The sequence below is a fragment of the Agromyces sp. CCNWLW213 genome (genome assembly GCF_037199545.1).
GTDB lineage: Bacteria > Actinomycetota > Actinomycetes > Actinomycetales > Microbacteriaceae > Agromyces.
Map to the genome: position 1 here is coordinate 721,266 of NZ_JBBBDX010000001.1, position 16,280 is coordinate 737,545.

The following is a 16,280-nucleotide window of genomic DNA, read 5'->3' on the forward strand; positions in this document are numbered from 1 at the left end:
ACGGCGCTCCAAAATCGGGCGCCGTTTCTTGTACGGCCGCGTCGAGCGACCGCTCCCCCGCCGTTCCTAGCGTGAGAACCGGGCCCCACCGCCCGCCACGCCGCCGACGCACGGGAGCATGATGACCGACACCCAGACCCCCGCGGCCGCCGCGCCCGAGCGCAGCGGCGCCCGCATCCCGTCGCGCGACCTCGCGCAGATCGCGGTGTTCGCCGCGCTCATCGCGGCGCTCGGCCTCCCCGGCGCGCTGTACCTCGGCGGCACGGCGGTCCCCATCACGTTCCAGACGCTCGGCGTCATGCTCGCGGGCGCGATCCTCGGGGCACGCAAGGGCGCGCTCGCCGTGGTGCTCCTGCTCGCGCTCGTCGCGGCCGGCCTGCCGCTGCTCTCGGGCGGTCGCGGCGGGCTCGCGGTCTTCGTCGGCCCGTCGGTCGGCTACCTCATCGGGTGGGTCCTCGGCGCGTGGGTGATCGGTTGGCTCACCGCCCGGCTCCTGCCGACGTACCGGGTGCTGCCCGCGCTGGGGGCGACCGCGCTCGGCGGGATCGTCGCGATCTACCTGGTGGGCGTCCCCGTCTTCGCCGCGATCACGGGCACGCCCCTGGGCGTCGCGATCGCCGGGTCGGTCGTGTTCCTCCCGGGCGACCTCGTCAAGGTGGTCGTGACCGTGCTCGTCGCGAAGGGCGTGCACCGGGCCTGGCCGGGCCTCATCGACCCGACGCCGTGGCCGTGGCGCCGCGGGGTGGTGACCGCGGCGGCATGAGCGACTGGCTGCGCGGCCGCGTCGACGGCGTCGCCCTCGCGTTCGGCGATCGCGCCGTGCGCTACGGCGACCTCGCGCACGCCGTCGACGCAGCGGTCCTCCCGCAGGGCGACGGGGTGGTCGGATGCCGCGCCGGCACCGATCCCGTCGACCTGGTCGTGACCGTGCTCGCGTGCCTCGCGCGCGGTCGCGCGGTCGCGGTCGGCGCCGACCGCGATGCCGCGGCCCGACTCGGGCGCCGTCTGCCCGGGGGCACCGAGCTCGCCCTGACGACGTCGGGCTCGACCGCGGGCGCGGACGGCGCGCCCCGCGTCGTCGCCCGCACGAGCGCGTCCTGGATCGCGTCGGCGCAGCCCCTCGCCGAGCTCGCGCACCTGGGGGCCGGCGAGCGCGTGGCGGTCACCGGCCCGCTGCACGTCTCGATGCACCTCTATGCGGTGCTGCACGCACTGTGGCTCGGCGCGACCGCGACCGACCGCATCGACGGCGCGTCCGTCGTCCACGCGACGCCGACGCGCCTGGCCCGCCTCGTCGAGGAGCGCGACGCGCCCCCCGCGGCGATCGTCGCCGGCGCCGCGACGGGTGATCGGCTCCGGGAGCGGGCGGCGAGTCGCGGCATCCGCCTCACCGAGTACTACGGCGCAGCCGAGCTGTCGTTCGTGCTCGCCGGATCGGGCGGATCGCTCGCCGCCTTCCCCGGCGTGGAGGTCGAACTGCGATCCGGCGCCGCCGGCGACGAGATCTGGGCGCGATCGCCGTACCTCGCGCTCGGAGCGGTCGACGCGACGGGCGGTGGCGATCTCGTGCGCGACGCTCGGGGCTTCGCCACGGTCGGCGACCTCGCCGAGCGGACGGCGGACGGCGGCATCCGCGTCCTCGGCCGCGGCGACGCCGCCATCACGACCGCGGGAGCCACCGTGCCCGCCGAGCCGCTCGAGGCGCGCCTCTGCGCACTGCCGGGCGTTCGAGCCGCCGCCGTGATCGGCGAGCCCCACGAGCTCCTCGGGCAGCGCATCGTGGGGGTGCTCGAGCTCGACCCCGGCGTCGCACTCGAGCACGTGGTCGCGGCGGCTCGGAGGGAGCTCTCGCCCGTCGAACTGCCGCGACGCTGGTTCGCCCACGAGCTGCCGCGCACCGCCTCGGGCAAGGTCGCGCGAGGGCTGCTGCGCGACGCGCTCTCCGCCGGGGCGCTCGGCGCGGCGCATCCGTCGACCGCCGCCCGCGGGGGCGTCGCGTGAACGCCGCCGCCCGCACTCCCGTCATCGTCGCCGCCCGGCGCACCGCCATCGGCACCGCCGGGCGCGCGTTCGCCGCGCACACCGTCGACGCACTCGCCGCACCGGTGATCGCGGCGACCGCCGCCGCCGTCGCTGCGGCCGGCCAGCCGGTCGACGACGTCGTGCTCGGCAACTGCATGGGCCCCGGCGGGGATGTCGCGCGCGTCGCCGCGCTGCGGGCCGGCCTGGGCGCGTCGGTCCCGGGCGTCACCGTCGACCGGCAGTGCGGATCGGGTCTCGACGCCGTCATGCAGGCGGCATCCCGCGTGCGCGCCGGCGACGCCGGCCTGGTGATCGCGGGCGGCGCCGAATCCGCCTCGACCGCTCCGCACCGCCACTGGCCCGGCACGGGCGAGCGATATGCGCGCGCGCCCTTCGCGCCCGCCGGGTTCCCCGACCCCGACATGGGCCCGGCCGCGGAGCACCTCGCTCGCGCGCGCGGGATCACGCGCGTCCGGCAGGACGAGTGGGCGGCCCGATCCCATGCCCGCGCGGCCGCCGCGCAGGCGGCCGGCTCCTTCGATACCGAGATCGTCCCGGTCGACGGCGTCACCCGGGACGACCGGCCGCGCGCCTCGATGGACCTGGCCCGGCTCGCGCGGTTCGCGCCCGCCTTCGCGCCCGCGGGGGCCTCGAACCCTCGCGACGGCGCCCGCCCCGGCGGCACGGTCACCGCCGGGAACTCGTGCGGCTTCTCGGACGGCGCCGCCGCCATGGCGGTCACGACCGACGCCGCGGCGCGCGAGCTGGGCCTCCCGGCGCTCCGGATCCGCGCCGCCGCGGTCGCCGCCGGCGACCCCGCCCTGCCCGGCATCGGCGCCGCGCCCGCCGCCCGCGCCGCGCTCGACCGGGCCGGGATGACGGTCGCCGACCTCGGCTTCGTCGAGATCACCGAGGCGTTCGCCGCACAGCTGCTCGCCGTGAGCGACGAGCTGGGCCTCGACGAGCAGATGATCTCGGGCGACGGCGGGGCGATCGCGCTCGGCCACCCGTGGGGCGCGTCGGGCGCGATCCTGCTCGTCCGGCTCGCCGCCCGGATGCTCGCCGACGATGCCGACGGCCGGGCTGGACTCGCCGCGTGCTCCATCGGCGGCGGGCAGGGCATCGCGATGGTCGTGGAGCGGGCGGCATGAGCGGCATCCGCTTCGAGGACGTCGGCCACCGCTTCGGCGACGAGCGCGTCGTCGACGACGTCACGCTCGAGCTGACCGAACGTCGCGTCGGGATCGTCGGGGCCAACGGCTCGGGCAAGTCGACCCTCGCGCGCATGATCAACGGCCTGGTGACGCCCACCGAGGGACGTGTCGAGGTCGACGGCCTCGACGTCGCGCGGCACGGCCGCGAGGTGCGCCGCCGCGTCGGCTTCGTGTTCACCGACGCCGACACGCAGATCGTCATGCCCACCGTCCGCGAGGACGTCGCGTTCACCCTGCGGCGGCACCGGCTCGATGCCGCGGATGCCGCCGCCCGCGTCGACGCGACCCTCGACCGGTTCGGGCTCGCCGACCTGGCCGACCGGCCCGCGCATCGGCTGTCGGGCGGGCAGAAGCAGCTGCTCGCGCTCGCGGCCGTGCTCGTCGGCGAGCCGTCGATCGTCGTCGCCGACGAGCCGACGACGCTGCTCGACGCTCGCAACGCCCGCCGCATCGCCGAGCACTTCGAGACGCTGGACCAGCAGCTCGTGGTCGTCAGCCACCAGCTCGAGCTGCTCGAGTCGTTCGACCGGGTCGTCGTCATGGAGGCCGGACGGGTCGTGGCCGACGACGAGCCGCGGCCCGCGCTCGACGCCTACCGGGCCCTCATCGGGTGAGCCTCCGATGATCGGCGTGTACCACCCCGGCACCTCGCCCGTGCACCGCACTCCCGCGCTCGCGAAGCTCGGCGTGCTCGCGGTCCTCGTCACGGTCGTGGCGGTGCTGCCCTCGCTCGCGGCCCTGGGCGCCGCATCCGTCGTCGTGGTCGCGCTGTTCGGCCTGGCGCGCGTGCCGGCCCGCATCGCGTGGCGGCAGGTCGCTCCGATCCTCTGGATCCTCGCGTTCGCGGTGCCGGTGCAGTGGATCTTCGCCGGGTGGGAGGCCGCCGCGACCATGGGCGTGCGGCTCGTGCTCGCGGTCGCGCTGGCCGCCGTCTACACGCTCACGACGCCGGTCTCGGCGACCCTCGACGCGATGCAGGTGCTGCTGCGGCCGTTCCGTCGGTGGATCGACCCCGACCGCGTCGGGCTCGCGCTCGCGCTCGCCATCCGCTGCGTGCCGCTGCTCGCCGAGCTCGTGCGCGAGGTGATGGAGGCCCGCAGGGCGCGCGGCGCCGAGGGGTCGCCGACCGCGTTCGCGGTGCCCGTGATCGTGCGGGCCCTGCGCACCGCCGATCACCTCGGCGACGCGCTCATGGCGCGCGGCATCGACGACTGAGACGGATGCCGTCGGCTGCGCCGCCCCCGCCGCACGTCGGGTTCGCCGGGTGTCGCCGGTCTCCGCCAGACTGGTGCTCGCCCTGCCGACTCCCGAGGAGACCCGCACCGACATGATGGGTGTCACCCATGCCACGAGCGGCGCCGCCGCGTGGATCGCGATCACCAGCACGATGCCCGTCATCACGTCCGGGGCGTACCCGCTCGACCCCGTTGGCGTGCTCGCGGGCACGGCCGTGTGCGCCGGCGCGGCGCTCCTGCCCGACGCCGACCACCACAGCGCCACCATCGCGCGGTCGGTCCCGCTCGTCGGGCGGCTCGCAGCCGGCACCGTGGGGGTCTTCGCAGGCGGCCACCGGCAGGGCGCGCATTCGGCCATGGCCATCGCCGTCGTCGCGGTCGCGGCCTGGGCGCTGACGCTCCTCACCGTGTCGACCGAGCGGTTCGGCACCGTGGCGATCGGGGCCGGGATCGGCACCGCGGCGCTCACGGCGTTCGGGCTCAAGGCTCGACGCTACGCGCGCTCATGGTCGGTCGCGTGGGTGCTCGGCGCGCTGCTCGGCGCGTTCATCGTCGTGTTCGCACCCGACCAGGTGGGCTGGTTCCCGCTCGCGGTCACGGTCGGGTTCGTCGCCCACCTCGCGGGCGACCTCCTCACGACCGGCGGCCTGCCGGGGGTGCTGTGGCCGTGGGTGCTGCGCCCGCCGGAGCAGCTGCGGCCCGTGCCCGTGATCAACCGCATCTGGCTGCCGAACGGGTTCGTCGCCCTCCCGGTGCTCGGCGACACCGGGTCGTACCGCGAGGCGCTCTTCGGCACGGGGCTCGCCCTGTACTGCTTCGCGGGATTCGCGCACGAGGGTCTCGTGCTCGCCGGGGTCGACCTCATGGCGCTCATGGGCCCGGATCCCGCGGTCGTCGACGGAGGGACGCCATGAACGCATCGCCGGCTCGTGGGTTCCGCGTCGCCCTCGAGCCGCCCGAGTCGGCGACGGACGCCGAGCTCGTGGCCGCCGTGGCGGGCCTCGTCAACCGCGTCTACGACGAGGCGGAGGCCGGCCTGTGGCGCGCGGGTGCCGAGCGCACGCGACCGGCCGAGATCGCGCAGCTCATCGCCGACGGCCAGATCGCCACCGCCCGCCTCGGCGGCCGGGTGGTGGGGTCGGTGCGCATCCGCCGACTCGATGCCGGCACCGCCGAGTTCGGCATGCTCGCCGCAGACCCCGAACGGCGAGGTCTCGGCATCGGCCGCGAACTCGTGGCGTTCGCCGAGTCGCTCACGGCCGAGCGCGGGGCTCGGACGATGCAGCTCGAACTGCTCGTGCCGACGTCGTGGACCCACCCGTCGAAGGCGTTCCTGCGCACCTGGTACGAGCGCATCGGCTACCGCGTCGTGCGCACCGCGCACCTCGCCGAGCTCTACCCCGACCTCGCCCCGCTGCTCGCGACCGAATGCGACCTGCTGGTGTTCCACAAGCCGCTCGCTCCGGTCGGCTGAGTCACCCGAGCGCGCGGCGGAGGACCACGAGGTCGTCGGCTGCGGTCCAGTGGTCGGTGATCCGCGCGACCTCCTCGTACCCGAGCGCCGAGAGAACGACCAGAGTCCTTCCGACGGACGACCTCCTGCACCCGCGCTCCGGGACGGCACCGCGAGCACGACGACGCATGACGGGCGGTCGATCCCGCGCGCGAAAAAGCCCCGGAAACTGGCGAGAGTTTCCGGGGCTGATCCGTGCACCCCCAGGGACTTGAACCCTGAACCCACTGATTAAGAGTCAGTTGCTCTGCCGATTGAGCTAGAGGTGCGTTCCGGCGGGATCTGCATCAACCCCGAACCGAGGATCAACGGTATCAGGTGCGTCGCCCCAATGCGAAATCGAGGCGGCGAGCGGCGCGCCGGGTGCGCGCGACCGATCGGGCGGGGTCGCACCATCCGCCTCGCGACGGGGCGCCGCGATTAGGCTGGCGGGGTGACGGATGCCACGACACCGCCGGAACCCGACGAGACCGCGGCCCACGCGCTCGACCCCGACCTCGAGGCGCCCGCGCTCGACAACGACCTCGCGCTCGCCCTGGAACTGGCCGACCTCGCCGATCGCGCCGCGATGGAGCACTTCCGCGCGGTCGACCTCCGGGTGGACACGAAGCCCGACCGGACGTTCGTGACCGAGGCCGACCTCGCCGTCGAACGCGCCGTGCGCGACCTCGTCGCCGAGCGGCGCCCCGCCGACGGCGTGCTCGGCGAGGAGTACGGCACCGCCGGATCCGGCTCACGGCAGTGGATCGTCGACCCCATCGACGGCACCGCGAACTTCCTCCGCGGCGTGCCGGTCTGGGGAGCGCTCATCGCCCTGGCGGTCGACGGCGTGCCCGTGGTCGGCGTCGCGTCGATGCCGGCGCTCGGCCGTCGCTGGTGGGGTGCGCAGGGGCTCGGTGCCTTCACCACCGACGCTCCCGGCTCCGAGCCGCGCGCCATCCGGGTGTCGCAGGTCGCCGATCTCGCCGACGCGTCGTTGAGCTTCCAGAGCATCGCGCAGTGGCGCGACGCCGGCCGGCTGGAGCACCTGCTGGCGCTCGGCGAACGCGTCTGGCGCGACCGCGCGTACGGCGACCTCTGGTCGTACTGCCTGCTCGCCGAAGGCCTGGTCGACGTCGTCGCGGAATTCGACCTGAAGCCGTGGGACATCGCCGCGGCGGTGCCGATCGTCGAGGCGGCGGGCGGGCGCGTGACCTCGACGGCCGGCACGGCCCTCGGCGACGGCAGCGTGCTCGCCTCGAACGGGCGGCTGCACGATGCGGTGCTCGACGTGCTCGCCCGCGGCGCGGCATCCGTCGACTGACCCGCACGCGTCGCCCCGCCACGACCCCCTCGACCGACCCCGGAGGCCGCGATGGAACTCTGCATCTTCACCGAGCCCCAGCAGGGCATGAGCTACGACGAGCAGCTCGCGCAGGCGCAGGCCACCGAACGGCTCGGGTTCGACGGGTGGTTCCGCAGCGACCACTACCTGCGCATGGGCGGCGGCTCGCCGCTCCCCGGCCCCACCGACGCATGGACCACGCTCGCGGGCCTCGCGCGCGAGACCGACCGCATCCGGCTCGGCACCCTCGTCTCGTCGGCGACGTTCCGGCACCCGAGCGTGCTGGCGATCCAGGTCGCGCAGGTCGACGCCATGTCCGGCGGACGCGTCGAGTTCGGCCTGGGCACCGGATGGTTCGCCGAGGAGCACCGCGCGTACGGCATCCCCTTCCCCGACCGCCGGTTCGGCCTGCTCGAGGAGCAGCTCGAGGTGGTCACCGGCCTCTGGTCGACGCCCGTCGGCGAGGCCTTCTCGTTCTCGGGACGGCACTACGAGCTCGACGCCGCCCCCGCGCTCCCCAAGCCCGTCCAGTCGCCGGTGCCCGTCATCGTGGGCGGCGGCGGGCCGTCGCGCACGCCCGCGATCGCGGCGCGCTTCGCGACCGAGTACAACCGCGGGTTCGTCTCGGAGGACGAGATCGCCGCCGCGTTCGCGCGCGTGCGCGCCGCCTGCGAGGACGCGGGTCGCGACCCGGCGACCCTGCGGCTCAGCGTCGCCCTGCCGACCGTGATCGCGACGGATGACGCGACCTACCGCCGGCGGCTCGCCGCGATCCACGCCGACCCCGCCACCTTCGCCGACGTCAACATCGCGGGCACCCCGGAGCGCGCCGTCGAGAAGCTCGCTCGGCTCCGCGACCTCGGCGCCGACCGCGTGTACCTGCAGCTCGTCGACGTGCGCGACCTCGACCACCTCGAGCTCGTCGGCACCGAAGTGCTGCCGCACGCGCGCTGACCGCCACCGCGCGTCACACGCGGTGACGCACGCGGTCGCGGCAGCGTACCCTTGTGGTGAGGGCCGGGGGGCCTCGATGGGGGAAGAACCAGGTGGTGGGGCGGAGACGTCATCGGATCGAGGACCAGCGGCCGCTGGGTCCTGAGGACGACCCGTACCTCGCGTACCTCGTGTGGCGCGAGCAGCGGGACGCCGAGGAGGCCGCCGCGCGTGCGGAGGCCGGTGAACCCGATCCCGAGCCGAACGAGGCGGAGTCCGTCCTCGCGGGCCGCGCCGGCCTGCGCGGCCTGATGGGCCGGCTGTCCGCGCTCCGCCATGTCAACCGCCAGGACTGAGCTCCGTCCGGCCCGATGAAGGCTCGTCGGACGCCCCGGCGCCGGCCACCTCGTGCCCGTGGGCCGCGCGGATCTCGCGTCGGTGCTGCGCGTATCGCGTCGACTCGACGACGATGAGGGCGACGCACGCGACGAGCACCACCGCGAGCGCGACGAGGGGCGGGAGGACGGCGCCGACAGGGACGAAGGCGACGAGGAGCACGGCGGCGCCGAACCGAAGCCACTTGACGCGACCCGAGGCCCGCAGCCAGAAGAAGGCCACCCCGGCCACGTACCCGGCGACGCCGCCGGAGAGCGCCCAGGCGCCGAACATCCCCAGCGGCTCGGCGTCCTCGACGTGGGCGATGACCTCCTCGACGCCCAGGGCGGCGAGGACGATGCCCGCGATGAGGAGGAAGTGGAGGTAGGTGTAGCCGTCGATCGCGAGCCGGGCCCGCTCGCCGCCGCGCAGGCGAGCGAGTTCGTGCTCGGCGGCGAGCGCCGTCGTGTCGAAGTACAGCCACCACAGCGTGATGGACAGCGACACCGCCAGTGCCGAGCCGACGACGATGGCCGTGCTGACCGGCAGCCGTGCCGCCCCGACCCCGATGGCCACGATCGACTCGCCGAGGGCGAGGATCACGACGAGGCCGAACCGCTCCGCCCAGTGCCCCGCCGAGTGCACGCGCCAATTCCCCCCGGCCGACGTCAGGTAGGTCAGCAGCACGTCGAGCCCGAGTCCGGCGAGCCACAGCCACGTCTGCGCCGACCCGCCGACGAGCGCCCCGGTGAGCAGGAAGGCGGAGCCGACCACCATGGCCGAGGACGTGCGCAGGACCTGCCGACGCAGCGGGGGGTCCTGCGCGGCGGCGAGGTAGTACAGCGTCAGGTGCGCCACCCGCACCACGATGTAGGCGACGACGAGCACGAGCGGACCGTACAGCCCGCCCTCCAGGTCGACGTAGGCCTCCGGGATGACCAGCGCGACGACGAACATCGCCATCATCGCCACCGACAGCCCGAACTGCACCGCGCCCTCGTCGACGTGGGTCTGGTTCGCGAGCCACCCGTAGGAGACCCAGGACCACCACAGCAGGCCGAGGATCGTGAGGGCCTGCAGGATGCCGAGGGCGCTGTGCGTCGCGGCCATGTACCCGGACACCTGGGTGAAGGCGAACACGAACACGAGGTCGAAGAACAGCTCGAACGTGGTGACGCGATGCGCCTCGTCGGAGACGCGGAACCCTCGGCGGAGAACGGCTCGCCTCTGCATGGACCAAGTCTCGCCGGTGCGGCACGAGATCGGAAGCGCCCGGTGACCTCCCCCGCCCGCGGGTCGCCCGCCGCCAGGCGCCGCGACCCGACCCGCCCCGACCCGACCCGGGATACCGTGGACGCATGCCCGCAGACCTCGCGAACCGCGACGACGTCGAGCGACTCGTCGTCGCGTTCTACGAGACCGCGTTCCGCGACCCGATCATCGGCCCCATCTTCACCGACGTCGCGCACATGGACCTGGCGGCCCACCTGCCCGTCATGTGCGACTTCTGGGAGACGGTGCTCTTCCGCAGCGGCGCGTACCGGAGAAACGCCCTGCAGGTGCACGTCGCGCTGCACGAACGGCACCCGCTCACGGACGCCGACTTCACCCGCTGGCTGCAGCTCTGGACGGCGACGGTCGACCGCCATTTCGCCGGCCCCGTCGCGCAACGGGCCAAGCTCCAGGCTGCCCGCATCGCCGCCTCGATGGAGCGCCGACTCGCGGGCGGCTCCGGCAGCGCGTTCGAGACGGTCGGCCGGCGCGACGACTGACCGGTCCGGGCGGCGGATGCCGCGGCATCCGTCGTGCGGACACGACGAAGGCCGCCCCGAGGGGCGGCCTTCGTGCGGCTGACTCCACGTCGTGCGATGACGGCCGATGGTGGAGATGGGGGGAATTGAACCCCCGTCCATCGCTGTGATTCCACGCCTTCTCCGGGCGCAGCCTGTGCAAGCGTTCTGCTCGGCCCCGACCTTTGCCACAGGCACCCAAGTCGACAGGCCCAGCCTGAGTGAAGTCCCGTACGTCGCTCAGGCGACGACGCACAGCAAGTTCCCTAGATGACGCCAGCGACCGGGTCGGGAACGCACCCGGGCTGACGGACTATCGGGCTCGCTTAGGCAGCGAGGGCGAAGTCAGACTGCTTCTTATTGGCAGTTATTGTTTTGCAGAGATCGTTTACGAGATAACCCTGCATCCTCGGCCCGCTTCTCGTGGGTTCGCAGGCGATGTCGAAACCGATCATCCCCATGTCTCGCCGCCCGACCGGGGTCGGACTGACGGGCCGTCAATCGCACGCTGTGGAGTTGCCATGCCCGGGCGGAGGAGCGTTGAAGCGCCTGTCACCCGGCCTTACAGTCTAGAACAGGCGCGGCCGCTCCGCCATTCCCGAGCGGATGTCACGAAGGGACCCCGCATGTCCACGGTCATCGCCGTCAGCGGCCGCGCCGAGGTGCGCATCGAACCCGAGCTCGGGGCGGTGTCGCTCACCGTCGGCTCGTCCGGGGCCGACCGCGAGCCGTTGCTTCGCGACGTCACCGATGCGCATGCACGGCTGCTGGAGGACGTGCGCGAGCTCGAGGCGACGGGCGTGCTCGAGTCCTGGTCGGCCGGGCAGCTTCGCGTCTGGTCGCATCGCCCGTGGAACGCGGAGGGCCGCCGGCTCCCGCTCGTGCACCAGGCCGATGCCGATGTCGAGGTCGTGTTCAGCGATCTCTCCGCCCTCGGCGGGTGGCTCGGCCGCGTCACCGGCTCCTCGCACGTCGCGCTCGGCGGCATCGACTGGCGGTTGACGGATGGCACGCGCGACCGCGTGCTCGAATCCGCCCAGCGCGCCGCGGTCGCCGATGCGATGCGCAAGGCGGCGGTCTACGCCGACGCGCTGGGGCTCGGCCGGCCCATCGCGATCGAGCTCGCCGACAGCGGCATGCTGACGGCGCCGCAGCCGATCCCGCGGGCGCAGAAGGCCGTCCTGATGCGGGCGATGGACGGCGGCGGGGCGCCGGAACCGGAGATGGCGCCCGCGAAGCTCGTGGTCGAGGCATCCGTCGACGCGCGCTTCAGCGCCGAGTAGCGCCGGGGCCGCCGCCGTCGGTCACCGCCGTCGGCCGCCTCCCGCGCGAGCCTCGCGTCAGCCGCGCTCGATGAGCAGCGCCTCGAGGGCCTCGAGCTCGCCCTGCGTCAGGCCCGAGGCGAGCAGGTACTCGCGCGCCGTGCCGTGGCGTCGTTCGACCTCGTCGAGCGCGACCTCGATCGCCTCCCGCGGGCTGCCGCCCATGAGCGTGCGCAGTTCGGGGGTGTCCGGAACGCCGTAGCGGCCGACGAGGGCGACCATCTCCTCGAGCCACTCCCCCTCGAGGTGGGACTCGGTGAGGACGTAGTCGGCGATGACGGCCTCGCGGTCGACCCCGGCGCCGAGCAGCGCGAGGGCGACGACGATGCCGGTGCGATCCTTGCCCGCCGTGCAGTGCACCAGGACGGCGCGGTCGCCCGACATCGCGATCTCGCGGACGGCGTCCACCACGACCGGGGCGTGCGTCGTCACGATGCGCCGGTAGAGCGCCTCGAGCGAGATGCCGTGCTCGCCCTGGGACGCACCGGAGCCCTCGAAGACCGGCAGGCGGCGCACCTCGACCTCGAGCCCCTCGAGGTCGTCGGGCATGACGCGGGCCTCGTTGTCGTCGCGCAGGTCGACCACCACGCCGACGTCGAGCTGCCGGAGCGCTGCTCGGCCGTCCTCGCCCAGCCGGTGCAGGCCGTCGGAGCGGTACAGCACCCCGTGACGCACGCTGCCGCCGCGGGCGGGCAACCCGCCGACGTCGCGGAAGTTGTACGTGCCCGGCACGGGGATGCGCGTCGAGATCTCCACGGATCGGAGCCTACCCGCCAGCGACCGACGGGCGGCTGGGAGAATCCACTTTCCACAACTGCAAGTAGTTGCTAGGGTGCCGCCATGACCTCCGACGACCGCCGCCCCGACGTCTCCCTCCCCTCGCATGCCCGGCACGACACGGATGCCGCGACCGCAGCCGCACGCCTGCGGGAGGCCGCGTCGGCCGGCCGGATCGTGGCCGTCCAGGGATCCGCCGCGGCATCCGCCTGGCTCACGGGCCTCGCGGCGGCCAGCGCGATGTACCTGTTCGCGCTGGGTTGGTTCGAGCGCGCCGACGAGACGCCCATCCTCGCGCTCTCGCTGGCGTTCGGAACCGTGCTCGGCGCGCTCTCGGTCGTCCACCTGCGTCGGCTCCGCGCATCGAGCCTGGGGTTCTCACGCCGCTTCGGCCTCGCCGTGGGCGGTTGGGGCGCGGTGTTCGGCGTCTCGCTCACGCTCGGTCTGCTCGCGTTCCCGGCTTCGCCCGTCTACTTCGCCCTCGCGGCGGTCGCGACCGCCGTCCCTCCGCTCTGGGGGTCGCTGCGCGAGCTGGTGGTCGTCCGTGGCTGAGGCGTCGAGCGCACCCGAGACGGATGGCGCGCATCCCCGGCACCGGCTCGACCCGGTGCTGCAACGGCCGGTCCCCTTCTCGATCTGCGCGCTGCTCGCCGCCGCCGACGAAGCCGAGTTCGCGTTCGTCCGCGACACCGTCGAGATCAGCGACTCCACGCTCAGCAAGCAGGCCTCGGCGCTCGAGGCCGCCGGGTACGTCGCCGTGCGCAAGGGATTCGTCGGAAAGTACCCGCGCACCTGGCTGTCGTTGACCGCCCGCGGCAGGGCGGCGTTCGCCGCACACCTCGACGCGCTCCGCGACATCGCTGGCTGAGGCCCGCAGCGCCCGCACGATCGGCGACGCGGGGGGCCTACTCCCCCAGGTGACGCCGCGTCGAGATCGCGCGCTGCGCCTCGCGCTTGTCCTGCTTCTCGCGCAGCGCCTGGCGCTTGTCGTACTCGCGCTTGCCCTTGGCGACCGCGATCTCGACCTTCGCGCGACCGTCGCTGAAGTACAGGCGGAGCGGAACGATCGTGTAGCCGCCCTCCTTGGTCTTGTGGCTGATCTTCACGATCTCGTGCCTGTGCAGCAGCAGCTTGCGCTTGCGGCGCGGCGCGTGGTTGTTCCACGTGCCCTCGGTGTACTCGGGGATGTGCACGGCATCGAGCCACATCTCGCCGCCGTCGATGAACGCGTATCCGTCGACGAGCGACGCGCGCCCCTGCCGCAGCGACTTCACCTCGGTGCCCGACAGCACGATGCCGGCCTCGTAGGTGTCCTCGATGGTGTAGTCGTGGCGCGCCTTGCGGTTGGTCGCGACGACCTTCTCGCCCTGCTCCCTCGGCATGGCGCGCTCCTCTCCTCGTAGCGTGCGATCAGCGGATGCCACCGGCGACGGCCGGCAAGCCCTTCAGTCTAGTCGGACCCGCGACCTCCGCAGCCCGGCCGCGTCGGGTCACACGCGCAGGTAGCGACCGATCGCGATCGCGGCGGAGACCGCGGCGAGCAGCACCCCCACGCCGATGAGCAACGGCACGACGAGCAGCGCGTCGCCGAGGCCGACGAACGTGAACGACAGCGTCTCCGCGAGGTAGCCCTGCACGAAGAAGTACACGATCGCGACGACGGCCCCGCCCGCGAGGAGCGAGCCGATGAGCCCGGCGAAGATGCCCTCGAGGACGAACGGCGTCTGGATGAACCGGTTCGACGCGCCGACGAGCCGCATGATGCCGAGCTCCTTGCGTCGCGAGTACGCCGAGAGCCGGATGGTCGTCGCGATGAGCAGTGCCGCGGCGATGAGCATGACGCCCGCGATCGCGACGGCCGTGTAGCTCGCGGCGTTCAACACGTTGAAGATCTGGTCGAGGTACCGGCGTTGGTCGACGACCTGCTCGACGCCGGCCAGCCCGGCGAGGCTCTCGACGAGCACGTCGGACTGCGACGGGTCGACGAGGTTCACCCAGAAGGTCTCGTTCAGCACGTCGGGCGTCACGTAGTCCGCCGCGGGCGTGCCCTCGAACTGCTCCTGGAAGTTCTCGTACGCCTGGTCGCGGTCCTCGAAGTAGTACTCGTCGATGAACGGCGACAGCGTGTCGCCCGACAGCTGCGCCTCGACCGCCTCCTTCTGCTCCGCCGTCGCCTCGCCGTCGATGCAGCCCGCAGCGGTCGACACCGAGGTGCACAGGTACACGGCGACCTGTGCGCGGTCGTACCAGTACCCGCGCATCTGCTGGATCTGCAGCTGGAGCAGCGCGGCGACGCCGACGAAGGTGAGCGACACGAACGTGACGAGCACGACCGAGATGACCATGGTGGCGTTGCGGCGCAGGCCGTTCGCCGCCTCCCCGAGCACGAGACCGAACCTCACTTGACCGGCCCCACTTCCTGGTCGTCGTCGCCCGGGCGGGGTCCGGCAGGACTGCGGAGCCCGAGTCTTTCGGCGAGCGTGAGGTTGGCCGACCGCCTCGGGCTGACGGGCGGTGCGGGGCGTCCCGGCGGGCCGCCCGCATCGTCGTCGACGGAGGCCGCGGCGTCGGCCGCAGCGCCGTCGCCGGATCCGATCGGCTCGACGGGGGCGGTGGCCGCCGCCGTGATGGCGGCGGCCTCCTCCGTCACCTCGTCGGTCGCCTCGGGCTCGACGTACAGCGGAGGCGCCTCGCGCATCAGCTGGGGCGTGACCTTGGGGGCGGCGGCCGTGACCGTGGGCGGCTCGAGCGGCGCCGCGTCCTCCGCGGTCGCGGGCGCGACGCCCTCGGGGCTCGCGTCGCCGTCGGCCGGGCTCGGGACGGTCGCCTCCTCGTCGGGCGCGCTCGGGCGCCGCCGGCCGACGCCCTTCGGCTTCGCCGTGGCCTTCGACTTGGGCTTCGGCGTCACCGCGGCAGCGGCCGCGGCAGCGGCGGGCACCGCCTCGGCGTCGGCTGCGGGCGCCGTCACGGCCTCCGCGGCCTCGTCGGTCGCGGCATCCGTCGCCGACTCGGCCGCGACCGCCGCGGCCACCGCGCCGGGAACGCCGTCCGCGTGGATCGGCAGGTCCATGACGTCGTCGCTCAGGGCGTAGCCCGCGCTGCGCGCATCGCGCACGACCTCGCCCGACGACAGCTCGATCACGCGGCGCTGCATCTGGTCGACGATGCCCGCCTCGTGCGTGGCCATGATCACGGTGGTGCCGCTGGCGTTGATGCGCTCGAGGAGCGTCATGATGCCCGCGCTCGTCACCGGGTCGAGGTTGCCGGTCGGCTCGTCGGCGAGCAGGATCTGCGGCTTGTTCACGATCGCCCGGGCGATCGCGACGCGCTGCTGCTCGCCGCCGGAGAGCTCGTGCGGCATCCGCTTCGCCTTGCCGTCGAGGCCCACGAGCTTCAGCGTCTCGGGGACGGCGGTCTGGATGTAGCCGCGCGACTTGCCGATGACCCGCAGCGCGAACGCCACGTTGTCGAACACGTTCTTGTTCGGCAGCAGCCGGAAGTCCTGGAAGACGACGCCGAGATTGCGCCGGAAGAACGGGACCTTCCGGCTCGAGATCCGCTTGAGGTCCTGCCCGAGCACGTGGATGCTGCCCGCCGTCGGCTTCTCCTCCTTGAGGATCAGGCGCAGGAAGCTGGACTTGCCCGAGCCCGACGCGCCGACGAGGAACACGAACTCGCCCCGCAGGATCTCGACGGTGAGGTCGTCGAGGGCGGGTCGGTTCTGTCCGGGGTAGGTCTTGGTGACGGAGTCGAAGCGGATCATCGCGTTCGAGCG

The 16,280-nt window shown here is 73.6% G+C and carries 19 protein-coding genes, 1 tRNA gene and 1 other RNA gene; 14 read left to right on the forward strand and 7 right to left on the reverse strand.

The annotated features are described in order from the left end of the window. Window positions 1-118 precede the first annotated feature (118 nt). From WBQ80_RS03360 to WBQ80_RS03390, 7 genes are read left to right on the forward strand one after another with little or no spacing between them, the layout of a single operon-like run. Window positions 119-763, forward strand: coding sequence for a biotin transporter BioY (locus WBQ80_RS03360; protein ID WP_336572591.1), 645 nt, complete (start codon window positions 119-121; stop codon window positions 761-763). Further along, the gene (locus tag WBQ80_RS03365; protein ID WP_337282457.1) at window positions 760-2,001 is read left to right on the forward strand and encodes a class I adenylate-forming enzyme family protein; all 1,242 of its coding nucleotides are present in this window, start codon (window positions 760-762) and stop codon (window positions 1,999-2,001) included. Before WBQ80_RS03360 ends, WBQ80_RS03365 begins: the two co-directional genes overlap by 4 nt. After that, complete coding sequence (locus tag WBQ80_RS03370; RefSeq protein WP_336572588.1) at window positions 1,998-3,173, forward strand: thiolase family protein; 1,176 nt, start codon at window positions 1,998-2,000, stop codon at window positions 3,171-3,173. The genes WBQ80_RS03365 and WBQ80_RS03370 overlap by 4 nt, the downstream gene beginning before the upstream one ends. Beyond that, the gene (locus tag WBQ80_RS03375) at window positions 3,170-3,850 is read left to right on the forward strand and encodes an energy-coupling factor ABC transporter ATP-binding protein (RefSeq protein WP_336572587.1); all 681 of its coding nucleotides are present in this window, start codon (window positions 3,170-3,172) and stop codon (window positions 3,848-3,850) included. The genes WBQ80_RS03370 and WBQ80_RS03375 overlap by 4 nt, the downstream gene beginning before the upstream one ends. A 7-nt stretch (window positions 3,851-3,857) precedes the next feature. Beyond that, on the forward strand, window positions 3,858-4,451 hold the full coding sequence (locus WBQ80_RS03380; protein ID WP_336572586.1) for an energy-coupling factor transporter transmembrane component T family protein: 594 nt from the start codon (window positions 3,858-3,860) through the stop codon (window positions 4,449-4,451). Window positions 4,452-4,500: 49 nt separating this feature from the next. Continuing rightward, window positions 4,501-5,385, forward strand: coding sequence for a metal-dependent hydrolase (locus WBQ80_RS03385; RefSeq protein ID WP_336572585.1), 885 nt, complete (start codon window positions 4,501-4,503; stop codon window positions 5,383-5,385). Continuing rightward, window positions 5,382-5,945: a GNAT family N-acetyltransferase gene (locus tag WBQ80_RS03390; RefSeq protein ID WP_336572584.1), complete on the forward strand. Its 564-nt coding sequence runs from the start codon at window positions 5,382-5,384 to the stop codon at window positions 5,943-5,945. The genes WBQ80_RS03385 and WBQ80_RS03390 overlap by 4 nt, the downstream gene beginning before the upstream one ends. A gap of 235 nt (window positions 5,946-6,180) precedes the next feature. Here WBQ80_RS03390 and WBQ80_RS03395 read toward each other — a convergent pair. Then, window positions 6,181-6,253: transfer RNA gene (locus WBQ80_RS03395), tRNA-Lys, on the reverse strand. 266 nt (window positions 6,254-6,519) lie between these two features. On the opposite strand from WBQ80_RS03395, the gene WBQ80_RS03400 reads away from it, so the two are divergent. The 3 genes from WBQ80_RS03400 (at window position 6,520) to WBQ80_RS03410 (ending at window position 8,597) form a co-directional block, all read left to right on the forward strand. Further along, on the forward strand, window positions 6,520-7,287 hold the full coding sequence (locus WBQ80_RS03400) for an inositol monophosphatase family protein (RefSeq protein ID WP_336572620.1): 768 nt from the start codon (window positions 6,520-6,522) through the stop codon (window positions 7,285-7,287). 51 nt (window positions 7,288-7,338) lie between these two features. Next, a complete protein-coding gene (locus WBQ80_RS03405; RefSeq protein WP_336572583.1) occupies window positions 7,339-8,262 on the forward strand; it encodes an LLM class F420-dependent oxidoreductase in 924 nt (307 codons plus the stop codon). A 95-nt stretch (window positions 8,263-8,357) separates the two neighbouring features. After that, window positions 8,358-8,597, forward strand: a complete 240-nt coding sequence (locus WBQ80_RS03410) for a hypothetical protein (protein WP_336572582.1) — start codon at window positions 8,358-8,360, stop codon at window positions 8,595-8,597. Here WBQ80_RS03410 and WBQ80_RS03415 read toward each other — a convergent pair. After that, window positions 8,581-9,849: a low temperature requirement protein A gene (locus WBQ80_RS03415; RefSeq protein WP_336572581.1), complete on the reverse strand. Its 1,269-nt coding sequence runs from the start codon at window positions 9,847-9,849 to the stop codon at window positions 8,581-8,583. The genes WBQ80_RS03410 and WBQ80_RS03415 overlap by 17 nt on opposite strands. Before the next feature lie 125 nt (window positions 9,850-9,974). Between WBQ80_RS03415 and WBQ80_RS03420 the strand changes: the two genes are divergently transcribed. Beyond that, entirely contained in the window at window positions 9,975-10,388 is a 414-nt protein-coding gene (locus tag WBQ80_RS03420) for a group III truncated hemoglobin (RefSeq protein ID WP_336572580.1), read from the forward strand. 107 nt (window positions 10,389-10,495) lie between these two features. Here the strand turns inward: WBQ80_RS03420 and ssrA are convergent. Continuing rightward, window positions 10,496-10,865: a transfer-messenger RNA gene (ssrA, locus tag WBQ80_RS03425) on the reverse strand. 167 nt (window positions 10,866-11,032) lie between these two features. On the opposite strand from ssrA, the gene WBQ80_RS03430 reads away from it, so the two are divergent. Further along, the gene (locus WBQ80_RS03430) at window positions 11,033-11,689 is read left to right on the forward strand and encodes an SIMPL domain-containing protein (RefSeq protein WP_336572579.1); all 657 of its coding nucleotides are present in this window, start codon (window positions 11,033-11,035) and stop codon (window positions 11,687-11,689) included. 57 nt (window positions 11,690-11,746) lie between these two features. Here WBQ80_RS03430 and WBQ80_RS03435 read toward each other — a convergent pair whose 3' ends face one another. Next, window positions 11,747-12,484 carry a tyrosine-protein phosphatase gene (locus WBQ80_RS03435; protein ID WP_336572578.1) on the reverse strand — a complete coding sequence of 246 codons (738 nt, stop codon included), beginning with the start codon at window positions 12,482-12,484 and terminating at the stop codon, window positions 11,747-11,749. 84 nt (window positions 12,485-12,568) lie between these two features. Between WBQ80_RS03435 and WBQ80_RS03440 the strand changes: the two genes are divergently transcribed. Together WBQ80_RS03440 and WBQ80_RS03445 are read left to right on the forward strand one after the other, a co-directional pair. Further along, the gene (locus WBQ80_RS03440) at window positions 12,569-13,057 is read left to right on the forward strand and encodes a hypothetical protein (protein ID WP_336572577.1); all 489 of its coding nucleotides are present in this window, start codon (window positions 12,569-12,571) and stop codon (window positions 13,055-13,057) included. After that, window positions 13,050-13,373, forward strand: a complete 324-nt coding sequence (locus WBQ80_RS03445; RefSeq protein ID WP_337282458.1) for a transcriptional regulator — start codon at window positions 13,050-13,052, stop codon at window positions 13,371-13,373. The genes WBQ80_RS03440 and WBQ80_RS03445 overlap by 8 nt, the downstream gene beginning before the upstream one ends. A 37-nt stretch (window positions 13,374-13,410) precedes the next feature. Here the strand turns inward: WBQ80_RS03445 and smpB are convergent, their stop codons facing one another. The 3 genes from smpB to ftsE form a co-directional block, all read right to left on the reverse strand. Next, complete coding sequence (smpB, locus tag WBQ80_RS03450; protein WP_336571186.1) at window positions 13,411-13,887, reverse strand: SsrA-binding protein SmpB; 477 nt, start codon at window positions 13,885-13,887, stop codon at window positions 13,411-13,413. A gap of 108 nt (window positions 13,888-13,995) precedes the next feature. Further along, complete coding sequence (ftsX, locus tag WBQ80_RS03455) at window positions 13,996-14,907, reverse strand: permease-like cell division protein FtsX (RefSeq protein WP_336571187.1); 912 nt, start codon at window positions 14,905-14,907, stop codon at window positions 13,996-13,998. Beyond that, window positions 14,904-16,268 (reverse strand): cell division ATP-binding protein FtsE, encoded by a 1,365-nt coding sequence (ftsE, locus tag WBQ80_RS03460; protein WP_336571188.1) that lies wholly within the window; start codon window positions 16,266-16,268, stop codon window positions 14,904-14,906. The genes ftsX and ftsE overlap by 4 nt, the downstream gene beginning before the upstream one ends. Window positions 16,269-16,280 lie beyond the last annotated feature (12 nt).

Coding starts and splice junctions, on each gene's coding strand:
- WBQ80_RS03440 (WP_336572577.1), top strand. CDS start 12,569: ATGACCTCCGACGACCGCCGCCCCGACGTCTCCCTCCCCTCGCATGCC.
- WBQ80_RS03420 (WP_336572580.1), top strand. CDS start 9,975: ATGCCCGCAGACCTCGCGAACCGCGACGACGTCGAGCGACTCGTCGTC.
- smpB (WP_336571186.1), bottom strand. CDS start 13,887: ATGCCGAGGGAGCAGGGCGAGAAGGTCGTCGCGACCAACCGCAAGGCG.
- WBQ80_RS03415 (WP_336572581.1), bottom strand. CDS start 9,849: ATGCAGAGGCGAGCCGTTCTCCGCCGAGGGTTCCGCGTCTCCGACGAG.
- WBQ80_RS03430 (WP_336572579.1), top strand. CDS start 11,033: ATGTCCACGGTCATCGCCGTCAGCGGCCGCGCCGAGGTGCGCATCGAA.
- WBQ80_RS03390 (WP_336572584.1), top strand. CDS start 5,382: ATGAACGCATCGCCGGCTCGTGGGTTCCGCGTCGCCCTCGAGCCGCCC.
- WBQ80_RS03375 (WP_336572587.1), top strand. CDS start 3,170: ATGAGCGGCATCCGCTTCGAGGACGTCGGCCACCGCTTCGGCGACGAG.
- WBQ80_RS03365 (WP_337282457.1), top strand. CDS start 760: ATGAGCGACTGGCTGCGCGGCCGCGTCGACGGCGTCGCCCTCGCGTTC.
- WBQ80_RS03360 (WP_336572591.1), top strand. CDS start 119: ATGATGACCGACACCCAGACCCCCGCGGCCGCCGCGCCCGAGCGCAGC.
- WBQ80_RS03380 (WP_336572586.1), top strand. CDS start 3,858: ATGATCGGCGTGTACCACCCCGGCACCTCGCCCGTGCACCGCACTCCC.
- WBQ80_RS03405 (WP_336572583.1), top strand. CDS start 7,339: ATGGAACTCTGCATCTTCACCGAGCCCCAGCAGGGCATGAGCTACGAC.
- ftsE (WP_336571188.1), bottom strand. CDS start 16,268: ATGATCCGCTTCGACTCCGTCACCAAGACCTACCCCGGACAGAACCGA.